Here is a 23371-nt window from a genome sequence, read left to right on the forward strand (position 1 = left end):
TTTTGCAGTGGAGGATAAACAAAACTTTCATAAATGGTACAATTTTCATACTAATGGTCATAATACATATAGCGACTGGCGAGAGCTGCAAGTACAGCCAGCCTTTCTGCCTGTCCCACTGTATAGTCGAATGTTAAGACGGGGGTATTGGCTTCTTTGAAAAACCTTGTCCATTCCAATGGCATCCATCCTCTTTGAAGCCTGGCAGCCGTATTCCCGCCTTCCTGAACAACCCTAAAGTCGTGCATCGACCCTGGGATTCTCTCTGCCCTCATTTTTCTGCCGCCACTTAGGAAAGCAACTCCAATCGTCTCTTTTGACGCTTTTTTTGGATAAAACACACCAATTTCTTCTTTATTTGCATTTAGCATTTTGAACCTATTTCGCTCTTGTATCAGGCTGCCTTCCAAATTTCCTTTGGAGTCATAGATTCCAATTCTTTTCATGATTCTTTTATCTATAAAATATGGGATAAACCAGCGATAACTTTTAGAAGATAATTCTCTTAATTCTCCTGCCAGCATTCCGTCAGGTGTAAAAAAAAGTAATCTTACTGCCGGCGCAGGGCTGAAGCCGATCAGCAGATTGTTTTGCTCCAGAAGTTGATTATCATCATAATGATGAAAGGTACCCTCACTCTCTTCTGATTTGTTCTTATATAAAATATAGGTATTATAGTGGCTGAGGACTAAAAACAAAAATGGTACTGATACCAGGAAAAGAGGTATGTTCCAGGAAAACAGCAGACTTGACGCCAGAATCGCCGTAAGTAGCCCCGCTGATAAAATGGAACCGTTTAAACTTATATAGGCTGTCTGCTGGTAATATTGTTGAATGCTCATATCTATTATCTCCTTGAAGAATATCTACTTCGTCACTTTAATTCTATTAAACAAGGAGCCTAATCATTCTACCTTTTTTAAACAGAACAAAACCGGACAGTTTCACTTGTCCGGTTCCAATAGAATTATTTAATAGTCAATGCATTTACTGCATTAATCAAGCCGTGGCCAGATTCTGCATCATACCCATTTTCGAATACATCTTCAGATGAACTCTGGATTATTGCCTTCACTTGTGCAGGGTTAAGCTTATCCTTACCATGCTTCGCGATTACCACACCAGCAAGCGCAGCAACTTTGGGCGCTGCCATTGAAGTTCCACCCTTACCGCCGTAACCATGACCTATGACATTTTTATTAGCATCTAAAAGTGGGACTGTGCTAAAAGCAAGATAACTATTATCTCTGCCATCACCAGTAGCTGGATCATAATTTGGCCCAAGGTCGCCGCCTGGTGCCATTACATCAATTTTCCCTACTCCATAGTTAGAGTAAAATGCAAGATTCTTTAATGCTCCGCCAGCTGAAACTCTGATCATTGTCTGGCTGCTAGGACTTCTGTGTGTTGAACCTGTATCATCGCCTGACAATTTACCAGGGCTGCTAAGATCGACAGCATTGTTTCCGGCAGAGCCTACAACCGTCACACCTTTCTGGATTGCGTACTGAATCGCGCGGTTGAACAATTGAACATCCGCAACGATGTCCTTCGTTGCATACGCAGGATCCTGGAACCAGTCATATCCGCCAAGAGACATGTTGACGACATCAACATTATCATCTGCGGCTGTCATTAAAGCCTCTGCAATATGAGAAGTTGCTGCACCGCCAGTTGGACCAAATACTCGGTATGAGGCAACCTTAAGGTCTGGTCCCACTCCAAGAGCTTCACCTTTTGCAGCAATGGAACCGGCAACGTGCGTACCGTGGCTGTTCTGGTCAATCGGATCATCATAACCAGGAACAAATGACTTACCACCTGCGTAATTATCTTTTAAATCAGGGTGATTATAGTCAATTCCAGTATCGATGACACCGACAACAATGTCCTCACCATCAACTGATAATCCTGTTCCCCCCGGAAGATTCCATGATTCACCGTTATTTGTTACTTGTTTAATATCCCACATGTATTGATTATAAAAGTCTGCACCTTCTGTCAGGTCTTCCACTTCTACTGTCTCTCCATCAAATGTCTGTTCAGGGTATACAGTATTCTCCACACCAGCTTCCAAAACAATGGAGGACTTTTTGACTTCATTTAGGAAGTTGGCATTTTTAGAAGTAACCTCTACCGCACCAAGCTTGTCCAATTTATCTTCGACTTGACCGCCGGCTTTTTTGATTGCTTCCGCATAGCCTGATGGAAGTCCCTGTTGATCCTTAAAGATTACCAGGTATGTATTCTCAGTATTTGATTCTGCTTCCCCTTTGGTAACACCAGCATTGAAAATCGTAGCCGCTCCCAGAAGGACTGCAAGTGTTCCTGCGTAAAGCTTTTTTCTTGTCGACATAAAACCCCTCCTTTTTTCTTAATTTTCATTATATTTAATTTTTAAGTTTTGGCAATATAATGAATTCGACACCCAAATCCCGAATTTATCCATAAAAATAGGTCCAATTTATTATTCACTGATTCATTTTTCGGCAGTGATTGAATTTAAATAAGTTAATAGATTCATTTCAACGTTACAATTATGTAAATATTTCGACAAATTGAATCGTTAAAACAGTTCTTCCTTCCTAGTAAAAAAATAAAACCCGGTCATTGACCGGGCCTAATCAGCAAGCTCTTTCCTTTTAAAAATATATATAGCCAATACAACAAATAACGCGCTCATCAATAAAGTCATTCCAGTCGCCGGCCAAACATGTTCAGGCCAGTTATCGGTAATCAACTTCTCCGAAACATAGGATACGAGCTGAGTCGGACTCCATTCAAGCAGGTGCTGGAAGGAACCTCCTAAGATTGTAAATACAAAGACAGTAACAAGCGATACCATCCCTGCTGCAACTGGCTGCATGAACATTGCACTGCAAAGGATTACGAAGGACAGTACCAGTACGAGCCAAAGTGCATATAATCCGAATGATTCCATGAAGGCGCCGAACGGAATGAATTCAAATAGAACGCCTGTATAATACCAGCTTGCCAACATCCCAAGGAACAATGATAGGAGGATCAATATAATTGCAGCTGCCCATTTGGAAGTAATATAAGAGGAATAGGACACCGGCTTTACAAGGATCAATTGTGCGACACCGCTCTTCCTTTCACCAGCAATTATCCCCATCATCGAGAGGACGATTACCAATATACCAATCATCTGGTATTGTCCCAAACTCATGATAAATACTTCTTGAGCAGATGGTTCGGGCATTTCAAATACCGTCCCATCCGGAAGGCCTCCGACGGAATTAAGGATTTCAGGCAAGTAATAGGTGGTTAGTGGGTCCATCACCCCAAGCAATATAAAAGTGATCGGCATCCAGACCCATTTGTAGTTTCTTGCCATCTCCAGGAATTCTTTGTTTAACAGAGTGAACCACTGCTTCATTTTTGCACCACCTTCATGAACACATCTTCAAGACTGATAGAACCGATTTCATATTTAGTGAGGGGCCAGTTCTCCCTGGCTGCCTGACTCAACAAAGCCTCTTTTATAGTTTCAAGATCTTCTGTATAAATACTTGCTTTATTGCCTTCAGTTTGAATGGAAACGATGAGTGGATGTTCTGAAAGAGATTGTAAAAAGCTTGAAGCTTCCCGACTAAAAGCAAGATCGATTTTTGACTGGTGGTATTTTTCCCTGAATTCATCCATTGTCCCAGATTCTATTATTTCACCATTGTGGAGGAACAAAATACTTTCACACACTTCCTCGGCATCATTAAGGATATGAGTAGAAAATAATACAGTCGCTTCCTTCTTCAGCTTCTCCAGCAGTTCAAGGACCTCTCGCCTTCCAAATGGGTCCAGGGCGGAAACCGGCTCATCCAGCATAATCAATTTCGGCCTGTGAATGATTGCCTGGGCAATCCCCAGCCGCTGCTTCATGCCGCCAGAAAACTTGCCGATCCTCCTGTTTTTTGCATCCGCAATACCCACAAGCTCGAGAAGTTCTGCTGCCCGCTCCTTCGATTCCTTTGCATCCAATCCAGATAGCTTCCCAACATACTCAAGAAATTCCCTCGCTGTCATCCAGTCATGGAAAACAGGATGCTGCGGAAGATACCCAATCAACCGGCGATGGTCACCCCCCTGCTTTTCACCCACAAAAGAAATCTTCCCTTTGCTTGGTTCCATAAGCCCGGAGAGCATTTTCAGCGTAGTCGTTTTCCCTGCTCCATTAGCACCGATCAATGCGACACATTTCCCATTTTCCAATTCGAAGTTCAACCCTTTAATCACTCGTAAGTCTTTAAAATTCTTTTCCAAATTTTCCACTCGAACTAAGGGCATTAATGATTTCTCCTTCCAATCACGAAATACAGGATAGGCCCGACTATGTTCACCAATAATATAACAATGGCCCAAACCCATTTAGGGCCGTTTGTTTTCTCAATCTTAATTAGATCAACCACCGCGACAATTAATAAAATCACCTGAATGATTAGTATAGGTGCAAGTAAAGCCCAATTTATATCAGCGAATAATTCCATCTGGATAACCTCCTCATTTGTTTTACACCCATAAGACGACTGAAGAGAAATATCGTTCAAAAAAATAGAAAATTTTTAGCACAGTCTAAAATGCCGCAAAAAAAATCCCCGGCATATGCCAGAGATTTTTGTTCTATGCCTCTTAAAGAAGCCTGAATATGAATGGAATCCGATATTCCTGACCTTCATAAGCTTTTATCGCACCTACGATCGTGAACACCATGGCTAAAATACCGATGACCCACAACATGAAGATCCCAATCAGCAGGATGACAAGAATTCCGCTTACAATTCCATAAACAGTATAAGAAATAAAAAAGTTCATATACTCCCTTCCGTGGTAATCAATATAGCTGGAGTCATCCTTCTTGACCAGCCAGATAATCAGCGGGCCTAGAAAAGCAGTAAAAAAACTAATAACATAAATGCCTGCTGCAATAAGTCTTTCATCGTTTTTTGGCATTGTCTTTCTCCCTCCAATACTCTTATAGTTAACTTTACGAAGAAGATGTAAAAAAGTTTCATTAATGGGGGACTTTTTCATTATAATGAAAAGAAAAGAAACCTTGACTTCTTGCCAATGTGCAAGAAAATAAATTCAGGATAGGATGGAAAATGAACAGGATACTGCTTAAGAATGCGAATGTAATGCCAATCACAGCTGAGCCAAGCTCAAATTGTGATGTTCTTATAAGAAATGGAAAGATAATCAGAATCGGACCTGATATACCGATTGAGCCTGGGATGGAAGTTATTGAGTGTAATAATAACTATTTGCTTCCAGGCTTCATCGATGTCCACACCCATCTTGGCCTTTATGATGAAGGGACAGGATGGGCCGGAAATGATGCCAACGAAACAATTGAGCCGATGAGTCCCCATGTCCGGGCGATTGACGGGGTATATCCACTCGACCCTGCATTTAGCGATGCACTTAAATATGGTATTACCACTGCACATGTCATGCCAGGGAGTGCCAACGTAATAGGCGGGACTACATCTGTCATCAAAACGGCCGGAAAGAACATTAAAAATATGGTTATCCAGGAAACTGCGGGTCTTAAGATTGCGTTAGGAGAAAATCCGAAAAGAATCCACAGTATGGGAAACAAAGATTCAATCACACGTATGGGGATCATGGGAATGTTAAGGGAAGCTTTTTATGAGGCTATGAATGCCGAAAACCCGGAATCCTTAAGGATCAAACCAATCATAAAAGCGTTGAACAGGGAAATCCCCGTAAGGATCCATGCCCACAGAGCTGACGATATTATGTCAGCGATCAGATTTGCTGAAGAATTCAACCTCGATTTGCGGATCGAGCATTGTACTGAAGGCCACTTGATTGCCGAAGAGTTGGCGGGGCTCAATTTAAAAGTGTCAGTGGGGCCAACACTCACCCGCAGGTCAAAAGTGGAACTGAAGAACAAGAGCTGGAAAACCTATCAGGAGTTGACTGAGCATGGTGTTGAAGTTTCAGTCACAACTGATCACCCTTACACTCCAATCCAATATTTGAATCTTTGTGCGGCTATCGCAGTCAGGGAAGGATTATCAGAGCAGAAAGCGCTCGAAGGAATCACGATATTGCCTGCAAGGAACCTGAGAGTTGATGATCGTGTCGGTAGTATTGAGCCAGGTAAAGACGCTGATTTGGTCCTTTGGAGTCACCACCCATTCCACTTCAGTGCTAAGCCCCTATGGACTATGATCGATGGGAAATTCGCCTGCCGTGTTTAGTCGAAAATTGATGTAGATTTTTGGCAAAAAAAACGCAGAAAAAAAGGTTAAAAAACCTATTTTCTTTTTTGAAGATATCCTGTATTATACTTCTTGGAAATAAAATTTCATAAAGCAAAGTGATTAGGGAAGGCAAATGGTGCGCCACCAGTATCCTGGTTCTAGTGGGTTCGATTCCCACCCCGAAATTTTTTAGCAACTTACAAAAAATTTCGAGGGTGGCCGTGTAGTTACATTCGCACGGGATAGGACTGCCCTGCGTGGAGGGATACAAAATGCTCAAAAAACGCGATCTGCATGATTGCCATGAATTATTTGAGCTGATGGCGCATCCGGAGGTCTTCCCTTTTGTGCGCCAGAAGGCATATTCATATGAAGAATTCGTATTTGTCACAAAGCAAACAATGGAAGCCGAAGAGCAAGGGGAATTGATATCCCGCACCATTCTCGATGAATGGGGAGCCCCGATCGGTACTATCAATCTTTATGACATCCAGGAAGGAGCCGGCTTCCTGGGTACCTGGCTGGGAAAACCATTCCATGGCAAAGGATATAATACATTGGCCAAGGATGCATTCTTCCAGGAATTATTTTATGAACTAGGGATTGAAACGATCTTCATGCGCATCAGGAAAGTGAATATTCGCTCAATAAAAGCAGCAGAAAAGCTCCCTTATGTGGTAAAAGCGAATGAAACGCGGAAGAATATTTATGAACAGCTTAATGCTATCGAGGATATTTATGACTTGTATGAAATTCCAAAAGACCAATATACACTATACCTAAAAAGGTCTGGTGTCCAGGAAGAAGAAGCCGCCCAATTGCTGGAGGCATAATTCATTAAACTATACAGACGCCCTGTAAATGTACAGGGCGTTTTCTAATTCACCAAATCCTGCCCATTTATTACATCATGCTCCGATAAGGCAGCCTCAGACAGGAATACTTCAAGCTCAGCATCCGTCAATGTTTCATAACGTCCATCCTCAAAGAAAACCTGCGTCTGATTTGGATTGATCCTATTCATGTTAAAACCTATTCCCATTTTCATCACCCCACAGAAGTAAACTGAATACTATCAATAGTTAGATAATTCGATACAATTCCCTTTATATTGTTAATAGTTTTCCCAACGAGCTTCATGTTATTCAAACAAACTCCTCAAACTCACAGTCACCAGCGAATGGGTTCACACGCCAAAGAACAAAAAGCGGAAGCGCCTTGTCCAGCCCCGACAAGCGCTGGAGGGCCTGACAGTGTAGTCGTTCTTTGACTTCAATGGCAGGACCGAAATCGAAATGTGTAGCCGACTGCCCAGAAACGCAGAAACTGGAGACTCCGACAAAGAAGCGCTTTTTGCTTCTGCCGGCGGAGTTGAAGTTTCGGAGTTTCTAGGAGGCGAAACTAGACAAGCGTCTCAAGGGGCTAGGCGCTGGAGCTGGATTAAGATACCCATATGGAGTTATCCAAACAAAAATACTTTTGTAATTTTCATATACAATAAAAAAAACGCCATGGTGGCGTTTCTACAAATTTTCCCGAAATGCTTTTCCGAGCACATCTTTTCCTCCCGTGACAGGGATGATGCTTCCCGTTATAAAGCTGGAATCACTATTTACAAGGAAGCTTATTACCCTTGATATATCTTCCCCTGTTCCTGGTCTGCCAACTGGCACCGAAGAGTCCTCGGCACTCAAGGATTCGCTTATTGCTCTTTCCTTCCAATCGCCTATTATGTCACCTGGACAAACCATATTGGCTGTGATGCCGTGTTCTGCTTCTTCAAGTGCGAGTGTCTTCGTCAAAGAAGCCAACCCTGACTTCGCTGCCGCGAAGGCAGACCGGTAAATCCACCCAGGTGCCGACTCCACTCTGTCGAAGCCAATTGTAATGATTCTTCCCCACTTCCGTTCCCTCATTGAAGGTATAAGCAAATTTGATAAATAGAAAACGGCATTTAGATTGCCATTGATCAAGTAGCTCCATTCATCGACCTGATAATCAGCCATTTTTTTTCTTTCAGAAATGTATGGGCCAGCATTATGGACGACTATATCTATAGCAGTGAATACATTCAGGGCCTGAGAAACAATGTTCTTACAGTCAGCATAGTTTGTGATATCTCCCTGAACACAAATATTCTTTGTGTTGAATTTTTCCGATAATTCCTTCGCAAGCTGTTCAGCCTCTATTTTGCTGTTACGATAATTGATGATTATGTTTATTCCTTCGGCAGCAAGCTGCAGTGCTGTCCGCCTCCCTAAACCGGTGGCACCTCCGGTTATCAAAGCAGTTTTATTTTCCACAACTGTACCCCTCATCTTCATTAGATTACTTATCCCTATACTAAAAAGAAGCAAGCTGTTTTGCAACTTTTAACCTTTTTTACCTCAACATCATCAGACTTTAACCGCTGGGCCGCTGCCTGCATATAATATTCATATCGAAGATGGGCTGCTTGAAAGGCGGGATATAGTTGTTTCCTTGGAATCTATTGCCGTTCGACCGAAATACGCAGAAAAAGTTTTTGGAAATGAAGCCAGATGAAATTGAAAATTATGTCCAGCAAATGATGGGCAAGATGCTGCAGCCAAATATGCAAGGAATGTTAAAGCCTGAAGAATGGCTTAAAGGGATGCAGCAGCAAAGTGCACCACATCCAGGCCAGCCGGAGACCGGACTAAATGCAGAAATGTTTGAAACTCATGATTTTGTTTTTGTAAGGCTGCCGCTGAAAGATGAAGCCATGTTAAAACAAATGAAACTATTCTATACTTCAAACCAGGTAATTGTCGAGCACATACCTGATCTTTCAGATAAACACACACTCGTGCTGCCTGCAACTGTTAAGCGTAAGGGAGCTGCAGCAAACTACCGGGATGGCGTACTGGAATTAAGGCTACAAAAAATGGTCGATCTGCAATTTGCTGAAATCGACATATCAAAATGATCTCAAAAAAAAGAACAGCCAACTGGCTGCTCTTTTTCTTTTATTATTTTCCAATGAACATTTGAGTCCAATAGTTACCTGTTGCTACATGTCCAACACCAATATGTGTATAGCTTGAGTTCAGGATATTCGCACGGTGACCTGAACTGTTCATCCATGCATTTACTACTTCTTCTGGGGTACGCTGACCCATAGCGATGTTTTCACCAGCTGAACGATAAGAGATCCCGAACTTCTTCATCATATCAAAAGGTGAACCGTAAGTTGGGCTTGTATGGCTGAAATAGCCTTTGCTTTGCATATCACGTGATTTTTCCCTTGCTACTTTACTTAGTTCTGTATCAAGAGCAAGTGGTTTTAAACCGTTCTTTGCTCTCTCTTGATTTGTCAACTCGACCACTTTTTGCTCATAAGCGCTAACTGCTGAAGAAACTGGAGCTGCAGCTGGTTCTTGAGCAGGTGCTTTAGCTGGTTCCTGAACTGGTGCAGGAGCTGGAGCTGGAGCTTTTACAGGCTCTTGAACTGTCGTTGGTTCTGGAGTTTTAACAGGCTCCTGAACTTTAGTGTCAGCTGGCTGTGCTTGTTTCCATGAGAATTGATAGTTTTTAAAATACTTTTGTAGAATAGAATTGATTTGTTCATTACTTAAATTCCCATTTTGATAATAGTAAACCTTTGATTCTATAGTAGATGCATCTGCCTTATCCATCGCTGGATTCGCAGCGAATAAAGCCGCAGCAGCAAAAGCTGTTAAAATCATTTTCTTTTTCATTCTCGAATTCCTCCCGAAAATTTAGTTTGTCTCTCTCTTGCACACTAATCATATCATGCGTTTTTTGTAATAAACCTGGAATATACAGGAAAAACTATTATTCTATGAAAAGTAATTTAGAAAATTATTTGCTTGTTAGGCAAAATACCAATGTTTAAAAGAGTTTTTACACTAATAGAATCGGTTCTTTTATATTTTCAATTTTTTCCTTTTTAGTTTCGAAAGACCAGTTACACAAAAATAAGGAAGAATTAAGTTATTGACAACTTTTTTTCCGGACATGTTTCATGACAATTTTTTCGACAATATGACAATCATTAAGATATATTACATGCCAGTTGGCCATACATAGACAATGAATAAATGAAAAAAAGCGGCAATCGCCGCTTTCCTTTTTAGTGCCCATGCTGATCCTCAGAATCTGTATCTTGATTATCCATATCCATTTCAGTGGATTTACCCTCTTCTTCTGGCTCACTCGGACTGCCCACAACAAATTCGATTTTTGGCATATTATGCATACTTCTGGCAGTCACGTGAGCAATAATATAATAGGTACCTTCTTCCTCAAAGGATTTATTCAAACGATAAATTCCGTTTTGATCGTGTTCTATCACAATTTTCTCGTGTTCTTCTGCCTGTGAACGCCAGATTTCAAATTTCACTTCGTCTGCGTCCTCTACTTCCTCTGTTCCATAAGTAACCTTCGCCTCAAAAGTGATTTCTTCATTCAATTGTGCTTTTTCAGGATTTGCTGTCAGCTTAACTTCTAAAAACTGCGGTTCCTCTTCCACTTCCTGCTGAGAACATCCTGTCATAATCAGACCTGCCCATACTGCCAATAACATTACCAACAATCGTTTCATTCTTATACCCCTTAAATAAATTTGTGAAAATCTTGTTCTGCATAAAACTGCATAGACTTCTTCGTGAGGACCAGTTTAATCACGTTTAAGAACCCTGTCTCTATAATTCCACGGCTGGAAAATAGAGAGTGATGGTCGTGCCATTTCCTAGCTCACTTGATATTTCCATTTTACCATCATGCAGCTTAACTAATTTATCAACAATCGCCAGACCCAAACCTGTACCCCCGTCGGCTCTTGACCTTGCCTTATTCACCCTGTAAAAACGTTCAGTCAGCTTATTGATATCCTCTTCTGGTATTCCAGTCCCAGTGTCTTCAATTTGGACTTTACAGCCATATGCATGCTTTAAAAGTCCGATGGAAATCCTGCCGCCACTTTCGGTATAGCGGATCGCATTGTCAATGAGATTCTGGAAGATCTGTTCGAGTCTTCCTTCATCACCATTAACGATGATATCCGGATCAAGATTAAGTGTTAGGCTGATCTTCTTTTCATCCAGGGCTGGACCGTACTTGATAATAAAATCTTCAATGAGCTGTGCCAGCGGGAAAGGGCTTTTTATTAAACTATATTCATCTGCGTCCAGTCTTGATAAATCAAGCAAATCCTCAACGAGCTTTACCATTCTGCCAGATTCCCTGTTAATCAGCTTTAAATATTTATTTTTCTCATCAGGCTCTTTTATCAAACCTGCTTCCAGTGCCTCGCTATAGCCTTTTATATAGCTGATAGGAGTCCGCAGTTCATGAGAAACATCAGCAAGGAATTCCCTCTTCTTCTCATCTTCTTTTTGAACGGACTCGGACATATGGTTGAAGGCTTTAGCCAGCTGACCAATTTCATCTTTAGATTTTATATTAACACGTGCGGAATAATCTCCTCCAGATACCCTTTCGGCTGCCTCCTTCATGGCAGCAAGAGGCCTGGTTAGCTTGCGGAGCATTTTAAACCCAAGGAAAGCGGCAATGATAATGAACAGCACTCCGCCAATCAGCCATAAAAAAGAGAAATCCACGGTTAGCTCGGAAATTTTAGCAAGGGGAACGTATAAATAAATGATGCCTTCAAGCCGGTTATTGTCAAGAAGAGGAATGGCCACTGCAAGGATCTTCCTTCCAAACCTCTCCTCAAAACCCGATTTCATCACCGGTTCACCACTTAGAAGCTGTTCACGCTCTTCCTTCCCGATCAAGGTTTCATAATCGATTGAATAAGGGAGGCAGGCGCTTAACTCCTTTGGGTTACTGACAAGAAATACTTCAGACTCCGACTTTTCATTATACCATTCTACCTGCTCCTTCATTTCTTCTGTCAATGGACCGCCTGAATAGTCACTCGCCAGGCGGTAACCTTCTTCTATAAGTGAATCTTCAACTATATCGACATATAGTTTTTCATAAAATAGATAGGATAAAAAAAAGGAATACAATACAGTTACCAGTATGGTGGCGGTAACCGTCAGCCACAGTTTCTTAAACAGGCTGTCAGAAAATGAAATCATGTTGCCGGCACCTCGAATTTATACCCTACACCCCAGATGGTTTGAATATAGTCTCCTGTTCCAAGTTTCATCCTCAGCGTTTTAATGTGTGTGTCGACAGTCCTCAAGCTGCCATGGTAATCCATGCCCCAGACAAATTCCAGCAACTGCTCCCTGCTTAGGGCCTGGCCCTGGTGCTGAACCAGAAAAACGAGCAGTTCAAACTCTTTGAGGGTAAGCGGAACATTATTCCCTTCCACACTGACTCTTCTTCCCTTCTTATCGATGTTAATTTTACCCAGAGTCATTGTATCTTCATCATTCTTGACAAAAGACGTCCTTCTTAACAATGCATTGATTCTCGCCACAAGCTCGCCCGGACTGAAAGGCTTGACTATATAATCATCTCCCCCGAGCTGGAGCCCTTTTACTTTATCCCACTCTTCACCTTTAGCTGAAAGGAAGATGATCGGTACCTGTGAAAAAGTCCTGATCTTTCCGCAAACAGCAAAGCCATCCTCAAAAGGCATCATAATATCAAGAATGACTAGGTCAAAGTCTTGTTCCTGCAGTTTTCTTAATCCATCTACACCGTCTGCGGCGTGGACACATTTGAACCCGGAATTTTCAAGATACATTTGTACAAGATTGCGCATATCTTCTTCGTCGTCTATGATTAAAACTTTTATGGGATTCATCCTGCTATCTCTCCCTCGTCACGATTTGAAATGGACCATTTCCAACTTTAAGTGTTTTCTCTATGGATAGGCTTTCCGGATCGATGATATATACCTCGTTGCTGTCATAACCGGCAACGATGAGTTTATCCGCGAAAAAATCAATTTCGAACGGATTTGCCCCAACCTTCAATGAGCCCTTCTTTTTTCCGTCCTCACCCAATTTATACAGCATATTTGAACCATGGCTCAAGACAAATATATCATCTTCGTCCTTGGTGAAATCCACTGGCATGACAGGAGCTGAAATCTCTTTAATCAAACGTCCATTCTTTAGGTCATAGATGTGAATCAACTCTTCAACTTCCGTTCCTTTCCCATGCCCGCCAATCCAAAGCTCGTCTTTCTCCCTGCACATTAACGCACCTGCTGCTGCAGGATGGATTTTAAATCCTGGAAGCCGTTTTTTATTATTCGAGTCAATTATGCTTAACATTTCTTGATTATAGCTGATGGCATAAAGCTTTTCCTCGGCCTCGAGAAGTGTCAGCGGGTCTTTTTCAACCTTTACTTCATCCACTTCCGTTCCTTCAATATTGTAAAATCGGACACTATCCCTATCCTGGTCTGCAAACGCGATCTCCGTTCCATCCTCTACCAATAGGGCATTCACGATTCCCGTTCCCGTTTTCCAGGATTCAATCTTCTCCCCTTTACTCAACGAATACAAATCAGCAGTATCCAGAGACTTGCCATAAAGCAATATCGTATCGTTGTCAGGAAGGATCAGTCCTCCAATGTACGGGCGGTCAACCTTCCAGTCTGGTAACTTTTCACCTTTTTCCATATCATAAAAAGATATTGTCATTTCTTTGATATTTATGGTCGATATAATGGAAGAATCTTTTGGTACAGATTCAAATGATTCAAAAGAACAGGCAGATAACAAAACAGTGAAAGCTGCTATAGCGATTATATAAATCCACTTCATGATTAACTCCTTTTCTCTCACGATTATCTCACATTATTATAGCTCTAATTTGTGATATTTCTATGAAATCGAACGAGACGGCTTTTAAAAAGGAACAAAGTTTTTGAAGAGAGTTTTGCAAAAAAGAAAAAACTTGCCGACATGAGCGGCAAGTCAATGAATTATGTAAATTGTCATTTGATGATCATTTCTTTTTTAACGGCGATTTCCTTCAATTCTTCAGAAAGTACTTCAAGTTCCCATGGGCTATCTGATTCAATTAGGAGTTCTTTATCCTGCAGGATTATTTTGAAGTAAGAATCATGGAATCCCCCAGTGAATTCAATTTGCCCATGGGATACTGTACAACGATTATCATTTTCCTCTACCCAGCATCCTTTAATAAGCAAGTCCAGGATCCCTTCGACATGCACAACTTCTCGAACAAGTTCCAACTTCACGGTGCTAATACCAGACATTAGAATCCTCCTCGCCACTAATTGTCGAAATATTCACTTTACTATTAGTGTACGAATTAAGTTGAAAACAAGCAAGCATATTTCGACATTTCCTGGATTCTTCTGACTATTATTTCGTATTCACCTGCTGGACTAACATTTGCTAACTCCCCTAGTTTGTTTCAAAAAAATAGAGACAGCTTTCGCCATCTCTATTGGGGGGTTATTCAGTTGGACCCGTCCATGCCATCATGCCGCCTTGCATGTTGATCACGTTATAGCCATAGTATTCCAGGAATTGAGATGCCCTGGAACTGCGGCCGCCCGAACGGCAGACCATTACGTAAGTCTTGTTCTTGTCTAATTCATTCATCCTGAATTCAAGCAGGCCTAGCGGAATATGAATCGCTCCAGGAATTTTCCCTTCAGCTACTTCACTTACTTCACGTACATCTACAACTTCAAATTCAATTGAACCTAATCCATTTAGCACTTCTGTTGGTGTCATCTGACGCATTATATTTTCCTCCTTATGACTTTATCATTCATTACCAGGCGCTCATTCCGCCCTTAACATTCGTTACATTTTTGAATCCAGCTTTTTTCAACAACTTACTTGCCTGGCTGCTGCGCATACCGCTCTGGCAAATGACAACTACATCCTTATCCTGTGAAAGCTCTCCTGTACGGTTACCAAGCTGTTGCAATGGAATATTCTTGAACCCTTTAATGTGATTCCCTTTATATTCTCCAGGAGTCCTTACATCAACGTATTGCACTCCAGCCTTTTTTGATTTCATCATTTCACCTAATTGTGCTGTGGTGATTTGATTAACTCCCTTTGTTGGAGCCAAACGACTCCATAAGAAAGCTGCCGCCAGCACAACGATCAATACATTAATTACTACATCCATCCGTAGGCACCTCTTTTTCTTCATTTTTTAATTTAATTCATGATTTCTTGGCGTGTGAAGCTTGCGCATCACATATACCCATAAGGGTATTTTATGTGACAAAAATCAACTTGTCAAGAACAGAAAAGCATTATTTTCTGCTCTTAACAAGCAATTCCACGGCATCATTTACAGCCTGGGACGTTTCTCTGCCTTCTTGCAGATCACTGATCAAGCATTGTTCAAGATTTTTGCTGACAACCAAAGCAATCGTACGGTCAACTGCAGAACGGATTGCTGACAATTGCGTTACGACCGACTTGCATTCTTCCTGTTCTTCGAGCAGTCGGATGCTTCCTCTTACTTGTCCTTCGATCCTCTTCAAGCGATTGACAATTTCTTTATTGTACTCCACCTTGCCACCTCCTATTGTGATGGACCAGTAATTGTATATCCTTTAACATTGTAACCATATTTTTTCAGCAATCTTGCACCAAAGTTCTTTTCTAATTCATTAGAGGCAATGATGACGATGTGCCTGTCAGGAATTTCTTTAATATATCTTTTCAAATATCCGCATGGAATATTAATTGCGCCATTTATCGGGTTCTTGGCAGAATCCTGATAATCTCGCAGATCGACAAAAACTGCATCCTTTTCATATTCCTTTACAGCCGGCAGGTTCCTGACTGGAACATAACGGTTGAAAACTAAGGTGATCAAAAGGAGACTGATGATTAAAGTTGTGAGCAACTACTCTTCACCTCTTGTTATAACTTGTTCATTACTGAACTTACAATACTAATTGTATACCATACGGGGTATAAAATCAATAGTGGAAGAAATATTTTTTGACATTTTATTAAAAGCAAAAAAAGAAGCAAGAATCCCTTACTTCTTTAATCATTCTATATCATTTTTGGATCAAGTACATCAGTATTCAAATGCCAATTTTCCGCTTACGCGCTGTGTATTACACGATCTTTTATTTTACAGCTCCGGCTTGGATTGATTCTGCTATTTCCATATGAAGCTGAATCAGCATGATTTTACTCTCAGTTGGCAAAGAGGACTCTATTATTCTTTTAGTGGCAAGGTAGTATTTAACCATTAATGTCTTTCTTGCTCTCGGATGTGAATTCTCATCCTTCAAATCTCTGCTTATCGCTTCTTTAAGTATTTCTTCCGGTACCTGATCGGATTGCAGTTTTCGATTGTTCCATATAGTCCTGTATTCATCAAGTAACTTTTCAAAATCCATTGCTTGCATCCTGGAGCCCCCTGCTTTTAAATCCTAATAAACCCTTATTAGTATATTTACATATTTCAGGCTGATAATGCAAAAAATACGGTAAATACCTTTAAAGGAGAATAGCTATGAGTAAACCTTATCGATGCCCTAATTGCAAGACGAACAGGACAAGATTCAATATGATTTCCCAAGTACCGCAACCTGTAAAATTGAATCCGCAATCAGGTGAAATTGTGGAGCAATATTCAAATGATCAACTTGAACCTTTCCACCTGCCATACAAGGGTCCAAAACTGAAAATACAATGTGCAGCCTGTGGACTAGTTGAGGATGAAAAGACTTTTGCTAAATTTGGGGAAAGTTAACGATTAGCAAAGCACAAACAGGAGCCCGATCACCTATGATAAAAAGCTTGAGATTTTCTCAAGCTTTTTCAATTGCTTACCTTATTCCTACTTCCTCAAAAAACTTTACTGAATCCACTCGCCATTGTTCATTTGGCATGTACCTCACAAGAAGGACTTTACCTGTAAAGTTCTTTCCGCCAGTCCCTTTTAGCTGCAAATTAACCTCGACAGGAACAGTAAGACTCAACTGATCTCCAACATCTTCCGCAGGTAATACTTCCATGCGGGAAATCCTGATATTTTCTATTTTATACAAGAGATTCTCCCATTCGAGATCTTGAAGTGAGACTAAAGAAACGATGTTACGGTCCTGCTGTTTTAGCCCGGCAATATAGGCGTTGACTAGGTCGTAAGGATCCGTCTGTTCGAGATATCCTTCAAGTTTGCCCGCTGATTTAAGGATCATCAATTTATGGGAAAGGTCCATAAAGTTTGTCCTATGTGTCGTGCTTCCATAAAAATGGATGCAAAAATGACCTGGAAAATTATTTTTCAAAGCTCCTCCGCCATGTGGCATTCCATGCATTGAGGCTGCGATTTTCCCATCTTCCGAGATGACAATAATAGCCCTCCGCTTCCAGCTCCACTTACCATTATAAATCTTTTTCATGATGGCAGTATCTTTTGAAGTTAAAGGCTGTACATCTGCATGGTTGCTGCCTGCTCTCCTTTGGACACGGAATTTCATCCCTGTTTCCAAATCGACAACTGTGAACTTGCTATACTTTGGAAGAATTTCATTCACTTCTTCCCACTGCATCATTTTAATCTGATCCATTTTCGAATTTTTCTTGGCTTCTACGCTGTTCCCAGATATGGAAAGAATGAAAATTGCCATTATCAATAATTTCATTTTGATCAACTCTTTTTCACTTGGCTTAATCTTTCTTATTACTTTGCTGAATTCCAACTGAGCAAAAATATGCTACATGAAAGTTTTTGCTTTTTTGCTTCCTGCTATTCAGATGACCTCACTTTAAAGCAAACAAAAAACCCAGCATTAGCTGGGTAAATTGGTGATGAACTTACTTTTCAAGGTCTGTCAGCTGTTGTCCTAAAAGGCTCCAGTCTGTTACCTGGCCGATAAAAACGAGATTGAGCGGCATTTTCATATACTCCTTCATATATAAAGGCATCCCATAAGAATACTGGAAGAGATCTGGATATTGAGAATGGTCAAATAATACATACCCTTTTATCCGATAAATCGAATCGGGCAGCGCCCTCAAAAAGTCTTCAAAACGCTCGTGGCTGATGGAGCCTTTGAATTGATGAACAAACGTGCTTAGCCTCAAATCAGCCTGTACATGCGCCCCAGGACTTTTAGCTTTTTCGGTATACGCCAATTCTTGAAGCAGTTTCATGGGCACTTTCGAATAGGTACTTAAGATACATTTAGCTTGAGAATTAAGCCCTTGGATGTCCAGGTTGATTTTTGCCTTTTCGGCTTCATTGAGAAGATCTGACTTATTAACGATGATGAGGTCAGCATGCTTCACTTGCTCAAGCAAGAGCTGATGCACTTGTGGGTCCAATGTTGCCCTATTGAGCCACTGAATCCCATCAACTGTTGTGATGATCCCTTTGATTGCAAGCTTGTCCGCAAATAATGGTGACAGGACAGCATCCAAAACCTCAACCGGATGAGCCGCACCTGTGGTCTCTATATAAATCGCATCGAGCTCATGGTCAAATAACAATCCCTGAAGCTGGGATTCTAATTTATCCTGGATTGTACAGCAAATACATCCTCCCAAAAGCTCTTTCAGGGGAACATCTGTATCAACAGCATCTGAATCGATCGAAACACTTCCAAGCTCGTTCATCATAACGGCAATTGTTCGTCCGCTATCTTTTTCATGCTGTAAAATTTGTTTGAGCAATGTTGTTTTACCAGTGCCAAGGAAACCTGACAAAATGTAAACCTCTGTTTTTTTCATTTCATATCCGCCTATCTTTTCTATGTAATATGGAAAATCTCCAGCAAATGCTGGAGATCCGCCTTTTATTTATTCATTTCCTGCTTTAACACTTCAAGTGCTTTTTGAATCTGCGGGTCGTCATTTTTGATTTGTTCACGTAAAGCATTCATTAATTCTATGGTGGAGCTTCCTTTAAGGATACCCGTTTCTTCAAGTTCTTTTGATTTTTGGAAAGCCTTCACAGCTTCCTTGGTTTTATCATCATAAAAACCGTCTTCACGTCCTGGATCGAATCCAAGAGCTTTAAGCATTTTCTGTGCAGCCTTGACTTGTTCTGAAGCAGTTGATTCCTTCAATTCCGCTTCTGGATCGATGAATGGCAATGATGCATATTCCGGCATTGATACTTCATAGTCCGGCTTAATACCTTTCTTATGAATCCAATTGCCTTTAGGCGTCAACCATTTTTCTGTAGTGAACTTCATATTCGATCCGTCTGAAAAATCTTCTGCTCGCTGAACAGTCCCTTTACCGAATGACTTTTCCCCTACAAGAGGAACTCCAGCAGATTCGCTAACTGCTCCTGCCAGGATCTCGGATGCACTGGCACTCCCTTTATCAATGACCACGACTAATGGGAGGTTTTGGCTATTTTCATTTTCTGAAGCATATTTCTCTACATTGCCTTTGCGGTCTTCAACCTGGAAAAGGATCTCACCTTCAGGTACAAAAAGACTGGATATTTTTATGGCCTGGTCCAAGAGCCCACCAGGGTTTTGGCGGAGATCAAGAATTAAACCTTTCATCCCTTGTTTTTGAAGATCATTCAAGATATTGACCAGTTCGTTTGCTGTGTTTTGCGAGAAATTCGTAATCTGGACTTTCGCAATTCCTCCATCCAGCATTTCTCCATATACCGTTTCAATCGGTATTGTATCTCGGGTTATTGTGACGTCCACCGGTTTTTCTCCACCCTGGCGAAGAATCGAAAGCTTTACGTCCGTTCCCTTTTCCCCTCTTATTAGTGACACCGCTTCGGTTGAGCTCATTCCTTGTAGACTTTTCCCGTCAACTGACATGATCTTGTCCTCAGGCTGAAGGCCAGCCTTTTCCGCCGGAGAACCCTTTAACGGAGTGACAATGAAAATGAATCCATCTCTCTCCTGGATTTCAGCTCCGATTCCCTCAAACGAAGACGATAGGCTCTGATGAAAATTTTTAGCATCTTCTTGACTCATATAATCTGAATATGGATCATCCAATGATTCAAGCATGCCATCTATCGCACCATTTATAAGCTTTTCCTGATCGACTTCCTGGAAATAGTCATTTTTCAAAGTATCATATGCGTCGTATAGCTTTGCAAATTCTTCTCTTTCCCTAATTACCTGCACCGCTGGCTTGTCCTCGCCGAAAGCAAGTGCAAAGGTAGTGATACCCGCTGTTAAAAAGACTAGAAAAAACAACAGCATTGCAAAGTGGAACTTTTTTATCCGAAGAAAACTATTCTTAGACTCAGTTTCTGCAGCCTTTTCCTGGCCCTTTAGCTCTTCTTTGTTTTCTTCATTCATATTCTGCTGATCCAACCCTTTTCACCACTTTCCAATCAAGCTTAAAATCCTTAATGATTAGGATAACATTTTTGCTGTAAAATTAACAGAAAAATAGGTATTGCAAAAAGAGGGGTCCCAAAATTTGGGACACCCTCTCTTTTTTAGGTGGCAGTGAAAAGTTTGGTCTCCACCCCACCAATCAGAATTCCTACTCTACATCGTATCCTTGATCTTCAACTGCTGACTTCAATTTGCTTACTTCTGCTTTTGATGCATCATATTCGACCTCAGCTTTTCCTTCTGACAGGGAAACGACGACGCTTGCTACTCCGTCTACGCCCATCAATGCATTCTTAACTGCCTTTTCGCAGTGTCCGCAAGTCATTCCAGATACATTTAAAGTTGTTTTTTCCATTTGAAATCTTCCTCTCTTATTCTAAATTTATAACTTAATCCGCTTCAAACGAAGGGAATTAGTCACTACAGAAACTGAACTGAATGCCATAGCAGCACCTGCTACCCAAGGAGCCAGAAGACCCATGGCAGCAATCGGGATTCCCGCTGAGTTGTATGCGAGAGCCCAGAACAAGTTTTGGCGGATGTTTTGCATTGTTTTTTTACTCAATGATATTGCTTTAGGAATCAGCGTCAACTCACCACCGAGAATAGTGACATCAGCAGCCTCGATGGCAACATCCGTCCCTGTGCCAATGGCAATACCGATATCAGCCAGCGCAAGAGCAGGTGCATCATTGATGCCGTCCCCGACCATCGCGACTTTCTTGCCTTGAAGCTGAAGTTCTTTGACATGATTCGCTTTTTCTTCAGGCAGGACTTCTGCGATTACATTATCTACACCAACTTGGGCTGCGATTGCTTTAGCAGTCCGGCTATTGTCACCAGTTAGCATATACACTTCAATACCCATGGATTTGAGCTCTTCAATCGCCGTTTTCGCTGTTTCTTTTACTGTATCGGCAACTGCAACAATCCCGCTTACTTTATTGTTGATCGCGATCATCATCGCAGTCTTGCCCTCGGTCTCAAGTCGCTCAAGCCTTTCTTCATATCGAGCGAATTCGATACCTTCTTTGCCCATCAGCTTTCTGGTTCCGACAAATACTTTCTCACCACTGATGGTTGCTTCAATTCCGTGGCCCGGTATTGCAGCGAACTCATCCATAGGTAAGACCTCTATATTTTTTGCGTTGCCGTATTCCACAATGGCTTCAGCTAGAGGATGCTCAGATGCTTTTTCAGCAGATACCAAATATTTAAGGACCTTTTCATCGTCCCCAAAAATTTCAAGGTCGGTCACGCTTGGTTTCCCTTTAGTAATTGTTCCCGTTTTATCAAGAACAATAGCATTAATTTTATGTGTTGCTTCTAAGTGCTCTCCACCCTTAAAAAGGATCCCATTTTCTGCCCCTTTACCTGTTCCGACCATAATGGAGGTCGGAGTTGCAAGACCAAGTGCACAAGGGCAGGCAATGACGAGGACGGCAATGGCTGTTTCCAAAGCCGAAGCAAAATCGCCAGGAGTGATAACAAAGTACCAGACAAGGAATGTGACGATCGCGATTGCCACAACAATCGGAACAAAAATTCCAGAAATCTGATCTGCCACACGCTGGATTGGAGCTTTGCTGCCCTGGGCGTCTTCTACTACCTTAATGATTCCTGCAAGAGCGGTATCTTTACCGACCTTTGTTGCTGTCATCGTCAAAGTACCATTTTTATTGATGGTAGCACCGATTAGGGAGTCACCGGCTGCTTTTTCAACTGGAATTGATTCTCCGGTGATCATCGCTTCATCCACAGCGGACTGTCCGGATACAACCTTGCCATCGACTGGGATCTTCTCTCCTGGTTTAACGAGAATGATATCATTTACTCTTACTTCTTCTATCGGCAGTTTAATCTCCTCGCCATCCCTGATGACAGTCGCTTCTTTAGCCTGCAGGCTTAGAAGCTTGGAGATTGCTTCAGTCGTGCGTCCTTTTGCAAGGGCTTCAAATAATTTCCCTACTAGGATCAAAGTTATCAGTACAGCACTTGTTTCAAAATACAAATGAGGCATATATGCTGGGTTTCCAATTGTTTTAAATGCTTCAGCAAGGCTGTAAAAATAGGCTGCAGATGTACCTAGTGCAACTAGCACATCCATATTGGCGCTCTTGTTCTTGAGTGACTTATAGGCACCAATATAAAATTGCCCGCCAATCCAGAATTGAACCGGAGTGGCCAATAACAGCTGGAACCACGGATTCATCAACAGATGCGGCATTGGCAGTCCCGTATCCCAGGGTGCGTGGCCAATCATCGTATAAAGAAGCGGAAGAGATAAAAGGATGGATATGAATAATTTTCGTTTCTTCGCATTTATTTCCTCTTCTTTTTGCTGGGCCTTTGCTTCCCTCTGGACCTTCTCTTTAGCATCATAGCCAAGATCCTGGATTTTGGCTATGATTTTCTCTGCTGAAAGGACCGCACTATTAAACTCAACTGAAGCGGACTCTGTTGCAAGGTTAACAGTGGCTGCTTCCATTCCGTCCATTTTGTTGAGCACTTTTTCAATTCTTGTTGAGCAAGCTGCGCAGGTCATGCCGAAAACATCCAAATCCACTTTTTCGTATCTGACCCCGTAGCCAAGATCATTGATTTTGTCGAATATATCATCAGGTTTGATTTTTTCTGGTTCAAATGTGACTGAGGCATTTTCCATCGCAAGGTTAACGGTTGCTTCGACGCCATCCATTTTATTAAGGACCTTCTCAATCCTTGTCGAACAGGAGGCACATGTCATCCCCGTAATGTCGACAGTCATTTGTTCTTTCATCATCTACACCCCGTTTCAATTGAAAGTTTCATTTCCTCTTTACTATTACTATACCCCTGTATAGTATATTAATCAACAATAAAG

The 23371-nt window shown here is 41.5% G+C and carries 28 protein-coding genes; 4 read left to right on the forward strand and 24 right to left on the reverse strand.

Annotated elements, in window-relative coordinates; translation table 11 throughout:
- Positions 1–50 precede the first annotated feature (50 nt).
- The 6 genes from RH061_RS14200 to RH061_RS14225 all read right to left on the reverse strand — a co-directional run bounded on the left by RH061_RS14200 (position 51) and on the right by RH061_RS14225 (position 4968).
- Positions 51–842 (reverse strand): hypothetical protein, encoded by a 792-nt coding sequence (locus tag RH061_RS14200; protein WP_311071096.1) that lies wholly within the window; start codon positions 840–842, stop codon positions 51–53.
- A gap of 125 nt (positions 843–967) precedes the next feature.
- Entirely contained in the window at positions 968–2356 is a 1389-nt protein-coding gene (locus tag RH061_RS14205; RefSeq protein WP_311071098.1) for a S8 family serine peptidase, read from the reverse strand.
- A 264-nt stretch (positions 2357–2620) separates the two neighbouring features.
- Positions 2621–3400 carry an ABC transporter permease gene (locus RH061_RS14210; RefSeq protein ID WP_311071100.1) on the reverse strand — a complete coding sequence of 260 codons (780 nt, stop codon included), beginning with the start codon at positions 3398–3400 and terminating at the stop codon, positions 2621–2623.
- Positions 3397–4305, reverse strand: a complete 909-nt coding sequence (locus tag RH061_RS14215) for an ABC transporter ATP-binding protein (RefSeq protein WP_311071102.1) — start codon at positions 4303–4305, stop codon at positions 3397–3399. Before RH061_RS14215 ends, RH061_RS14210 begins: the two co-directional genes overlap by 4 nt.
- The gene (locus RH061_RS14220) at positions 4305–4505 is read right to left on the reverse strand and encodes a PLD nuclease N-terminal domain-containing protein (RefSeq protein ID WP_311071104.1); all 201 of its coding nucleotides are present in this window, start codon (positions 4503–4505) and stop codon (positions 4305–4307) included. Before RH061_RS14220 ends, RH061_RS14215 begins: the two co-directional genes overlap by 1 nt.
- Positions 4506–4647: 142 nt before the next feature.
- Positions 4648–4968, reverse strand: a complete 321-nt coding sequence (locus RH061_RS14225) for a DUF4870 domain-containing protein (RefSeq protein ID WP_311071106.1) — start codon at positions 4966–4968, stop codon at positions 4648–4650.
- Positions 4969–5120: 152 nt separating this feature from the next.
- On the opposite strand from RH061_RS14225, the gene RH061_RS14230 reads away from it, so the two are divergent.
- Entirely contained in the window at positions 5121–6245 is a 1125-nt protein-coding gene (locus RH061_RS14230) for an amidohydrolase (protein WP_311071108.1), read from the forward strand.
- Positions 6246–6520: 275 nt separating this feature from the next.
- Positions 6521–7081, forward strand: coding sequence for a GNAT family N-acetyltransferase (locus tag RH061_RS14235; protein ID WP_311071109.1), 561 nt, complete (start codon positions 6521–6523; stop codon positions 7079–7081).
- Positions 7082–7125: 44 nt separating this feature from the next.
- Here the strand turns inward: RH061_RS14235 and RH061_RS14240 are convergent, their stop codons facing one another.
- Together RH061_RS14240 and RH061_RS14245 are read right to left on the reverse strand one after the other, a co-directional pair.
- Positions 7126–7290 carry a hypothetical protein gene (locus RH061_RS14240; protein WP_311071110.1) on the reverse strand — a complete coding sequence of 55 codons (165 nt, stop codon included), beginning with the start codon at positions 7288–7290 and terminating at the stop codon, positions 7126–7128.
- A gap of 481 nt (positions 7291–7771) precedes the next feature.
- Positions 7772–8551 carry an SDR family oxidoreductase gene (locus RH061_RS14245; RefSeq protein ID WP_311071111.1) on the reverse strand — a complete coding sequence of 260 codons (780 nt, stop codon included), beginning with the start codon at positions 8549–8551 and terminating at the stop codon, positions 7772–7774.
- Positions 8552–8721: 170 nt separating this feature from the next.
- On the opposite strand from RH061_RS14245, the gene RH061_RS14250 reads away from it, so the two are divergent.
- Entirely contained in the window at positions 8722–9195 is a 474-nt protein-coding gene (locus RH061_RS14250; protein ID WP_311071113.1) for an Hsp20/alpha crystallin family protein, read from the forward strand.
- A gap of 43 nt (positions 9196–9238) precedes the next feature.
- Here the strand turns inward: RH061_RS14250 and RH061_RS14255 are convergent, their stop codons facing one another.
- From RH061_RS14255 to RH061_RS14305, 11 genes are all read right to left on the reverse strand, one after another.
- Complete coding sequence (locus RH061_RS14255) at positions 9239–9967, reverse strand: CAP domain-containing protein (protein WP_311071114.1); 729 nt, start codon at positions 9965–9967, stop codon at positions 9239–9241.
- A 395-nt stretch (positions 9968–10362) separates the two neighbouring features.
- Complete coding sequence (locus RH061_RS14260) at positions 10363–10833, reverse strand: FixH family protein (protein WP_311071116.1); 471 nt, start codon at positions 10831–10833, stop codon at positions 10363–10365.
- 100 nt (positions 10834–10933) lie between these two features.
- Positions 10934–12337, reverse strand: coding sequence for a sensor histidine kinase (locus RH061_RS14265; protein ID WP_311071118.1), 1404 nt, complete (start codon positions 12335–12337; stop codon positions 10934–10936).
- A complete protein-coding gene (locus tag RH061_RS14270; protein ID WP_311071119.1) occupies positions 12334–13014 on the reverse strand; it encodes a response regulator transcription factor in 681 nt (226 codons plus the stop codon). Before RH061_RS14270 ends, RH061_RS14265 begins: the two co-directional genes overlap by 4 nt.
- A 4-nt stretch (positions 13015–13018) precedes the next feature.
- A complete protein-coding gene (locus tag RH061_RS14275; RefSeq protein ID WP_311071120.1) occupies positions 13019–13984 on the reverse strand; it encodes a YncE family protein in 966 nt (321 codons plus the stop codon).
- A 173-nt stretch (positions 13985–14157) separates the two neighbouring features.
- On the reverse strand, positions 14158–14442 hold the full coding sequence (locus tag RH061_RS14280) for a hypothetical protein (protein WP_311071123.1): 285 nt from the start codon (positions 14440–14442) through the stop codon (positions 14158–14160).
- A 202-nt stretch (positions 14443–14644) separates the two neighbouring features.
- Complete coding sequence (locus RH061_RS14285; protein WP_311071125.1) at positions 14645–14938, reverse strand: rhodanese-like domain-containing protein; 294 nt, start codon at positions 14936–14938, stop codon at positions 14645–14647.
- Positions 14939–14969: 31 nt separating this feature from the next.
- Positions 14970–15335 (reverse strand): rhodanese-like domain-containing protein, encoded by a 366-nt coding sequence (locus RH061_RS14290; protein ID WP_311071127.1) that lies wholly within the window; start codon positions 15333–15335, stop codon positions 14970–14972.
- A gap of 130 nt (positions 15336–15465) precedes the next feature.
- A complete protein-coding gene (locus RH061_RS14295) occupies positions 15466–15729 on the reverse strand; it encodes a metal-sensitive transcriptional regulator (protein WP_167833712.1) in 264 nt (87 codons plus the stop codon).
- Between the two features lie 11 nt (positions 15730–15740).
- Complete coding sequence (locus RH061_RS14300) at positions 15741–16067, reverse strand: rhodanese-like domain-containing protein (protein ID WP_311071130.1); 327 nt, start codon at positions 16065–16067, stop codon at positions 15741–15743.
- Positions 16068–16299: 232 nt separating this feature from the next.
- Positions 16300–16584 (reverse strand): hypothetical protein, encoded by a 285-nt coding sequence (locus tag RH061_RS14305; RefSeq protein WP_311071131.1) that lies wholly within the window; start codon positions 16582–16584, stop codon positions 16300–16302.
- Between the two features lie 107 nt (positions 16585–16691).
- Here RH061_RS14305 and RH061_RS14310 point away from each other — a divergent pair, with 107 nt between their 5' ends.
- A complete protein-coding gene (locus RH061_RS14310) occupies positions 16692–16931 on the forward strand; it encodes a DNA alkylation repair protein (protein WP_311071133.1) in 240 nt (79 codons plus the stop codon).
- Between the two features lie 76 nt (positions 16932–17007).
- Here the strand turns inward: RH061_RS14310 and RH061_RS14315 are convergent, their stop codons facing one another.
- The 5 genes from RH061_RS14315 to RH061_RS14335 all read right to left on the reverse strand — a co-directional run bounded on the left by RH061_RS14315 (position 17008) and on the right by RH061_RS14335 (position 23287).
- Complete coding sequence (locus RH061_RS14315) at positions 17008–17826, reverse strand: hypothetical protein (protein WP_311071135.1); 819 nt, start codon at positions 17824–17826, stop codon at positions 17008–17010.
- A gap of 172 nt (positions 17827–17998) precedes the next feature.
- Positions 17999–18913, reverse strand: a complete 915-nt coding sequence (locus RH061_RS14320) for a CobW family GTP-binding protein (RefSeq protein ID WP_311071136.1) — start codon at positions 18911–18913, stop codon at positions 17999–18001.
- Positions 18914–18978: 65 nt separating this feature from the next.
- On the reverse strand, positions 18979–20466 hold the full coding sequence (locus RH061_RS14325; RefSeq protein WP_311076401.1) for a lmo1851 family serine protease: 1488 nt from the start codon (positions 20464–20466) through the stop codon (positions 18979–18981).
- A 190-nt stretch (positions 20467–20656) separates the two neighbouring features.
- Positions 20657–20863, reverse strand: coding sequence for a copper chaperone CopZ (gene copZ / locus RH061_RS14330; RefSeq protein ID WP_311071138.1), 207 nt, complete (start codon positions 20861–20863; stop codon positions 20657–20659).
- A gap of 27 nt (positions 20864–20890) precedes the next feature.
- Complete coding sequence (locus RH061_RS14335; protein WP_311076402.1) at positions 20891–23287, reverse strand: heavy metal translocating P-type ATPase; 2397 nt, start codon at positions 23285–23287, stop codon at positions 20891–20893.
- Positions 23288–23371: the final 84 nt, after the last annotated feature.

Origin of the sequence: Mesobacillus jeotgali (assembly GCF_031759225.1) — a bacterium.
In the GTDB taxonomy this organism is placed as follows: domain Bacteria; phylum Bacillota; class Bacilli; order Bacillales; family Cytobacillaceae; genus Mesobacillus; species Mesobacillus jeotgali_B.

Bases quoted from the DNA above. Each gene is read 5' to 3' on its own strand.
- RH061_RS14200 (WP_311071096.1), bottom strand. From the start codon at position 842: ATGAGCATTCAACAATATTACCAGCAGACAGCCTATATAAGTTTAAAC.
- RH061_RS14205 (WP_311071098.1), bottom strand. From the start codon at position 2,356: ATGTCGACAAGAAAAAAGCTTTACGCAGGAACACTTGCAGTCCTTCTG.
- RH061_RS14210 (WP_311071100.1), bottom strand. From the start codon at position 3,400: ATGAAGCAGTGGTTCACTCTGTTAAACAAAGAATTCCTGGAGATGGCA.
- RH061_RS14215 (WP_311071102.1), bottom strand. From the start codon at position 4,305: ATGCCCTTAGTTCGAGTGGAAAATTTGGAAAAGAATTTTAAAGACTTA.
- RH061_RS14220 (WP_311071104.1), bottom strand. From the start codon at position 4,505: ATGGAATTATTCGCTGATATAAATTGGGCTTTACTTGCACCTATACTA.
- RH061_RS14225 (WP_311071106.1), bottom strand. From the start codon at position 4,968: ATGCCAAAAAACGATGAAAGACTTATTGCAGCAGGCATTTATGTTATT.
- RH061_RS14230 (WP_311071108.1), top strand. From the start codon at position 5,121: ATGAACAGGATACTGCTTAAGAATGCGAATGTAATGCCAATCACAGCT.
- RH061_RS14235 (WP_311071109.1), top strand. From the start codon at position 6,521: ATGCTCAAAAAACGCGATCTGCATGATTGCCATGAATTATTTGAGCTG.
- RH061_RS14240 (WP_311071110.1), bottom strand. From the start codon at position 7,290: ATGGGAATAGGTTTTAACATGAATAGGATCAATCCAAATCAGACGCAG.
- RH061_RS14255 (WP_311071114.1), bottom strand. From the start codon at position 9,967: ATGAAAAAGAAAATGATTTTAACAGCTTTTGCTGCTGCGGCTTTATTC.
- RH061_RS14260 (WP_311071116.1), bottom strand. From the start codon at position 10,833: ATGAAACGATTGTTGGTAATGTTATTGGCAGTATGGGCAGGTCTGATT.
- RH061_RS14265 (WP_311071118.1), bottom strand. From the start codon at position 12,337: ATGATTTCATTTTCTGACAGCCTGTTTAAGAAACTGTGGCTGACGGTT.
- RH061_RS14270 (WP_311071119.1), bottom strand. From the start codon at position 13,014: ATGAATCCCATAAAAGTTTTAATCATAGACGACGAAGAAGATATGCGC.
- RH061_RS14275 (WP_311071120.1), bottom strand. From the start codon at position 13,984: ATGAAGTGGATTTATATAATCGCTATAGCAGCTTTCACTGTTTTGTTA.
- RH061_RS14280 (WP_311071123.1), bottom strand. From the start codon at position 14,442: ATGTCTGGTATTAGCACCGTGAAGTTGGAACTTGTTCGAGAAGTTGTG.
- RH061_RS14285 (WP_311071125.1), bottom strand. From the start codon at position 14,938: ATGCGTCAGATGACACCAACAGAAGTGCTAAATGGATTAGGTTCAATT.
- RH061_RS14290 (WP_311071127.1), bottom strand. From the start codon at position 15,335: ATGGATGTAGTAATTAATGTATTGATCGTTGTGCTGGCGGCAGCTTTC.
- RH061_RS14305 (WP_311071131.1), bottom strand. From the start codon at position 16,584: ATGCAAGCAATGGATTTTGAAAAGTTACTTGATGAATACAGGACTATA.
- RH061_RS14310 (WP_311071133.1), top strand. From the start codon at position 16,692: ATGAGTAAACCTTATCGATGCCCTAATTGCAAGACGAACAGGACAAGA.
- RH061_RS14315 (WP_311071135.1), bottom strand. From the start codon at position 17,826: ATGAAATTATTGATAATGGCAATTTTCATTCTTTCCATATCTGGGAAC.
- RH061_RS14320 (WP_311071136.1), bottom strand. From the start codon at position 18,913: ATGAAAAAAACAGAGGTTTACATTTTGTCAGGTTTCCTTGGCACTGGT.
- RH061_RS14325 (WP_311076401.1), bottom strand. From the start codon at position 20,466: ATGAATGAAGAAAACAAAGAAGAGCTAAAGGGCCAGGAAAAGGCTGCA.
- copZ (WP_311071138.1), bottom strand. From the start codon at position 20,863: ATGGAAAAAACAACTTTAAATGTATCTGGAATGACTTGCGGACACTGC.
- RH061_RS14335 (WP_311076402.1), bottom strand. From the start codon at position 23,287: ATGAAAGAACAAATGACTGTCGACATTACGGGGATGACATGTGCCTCC.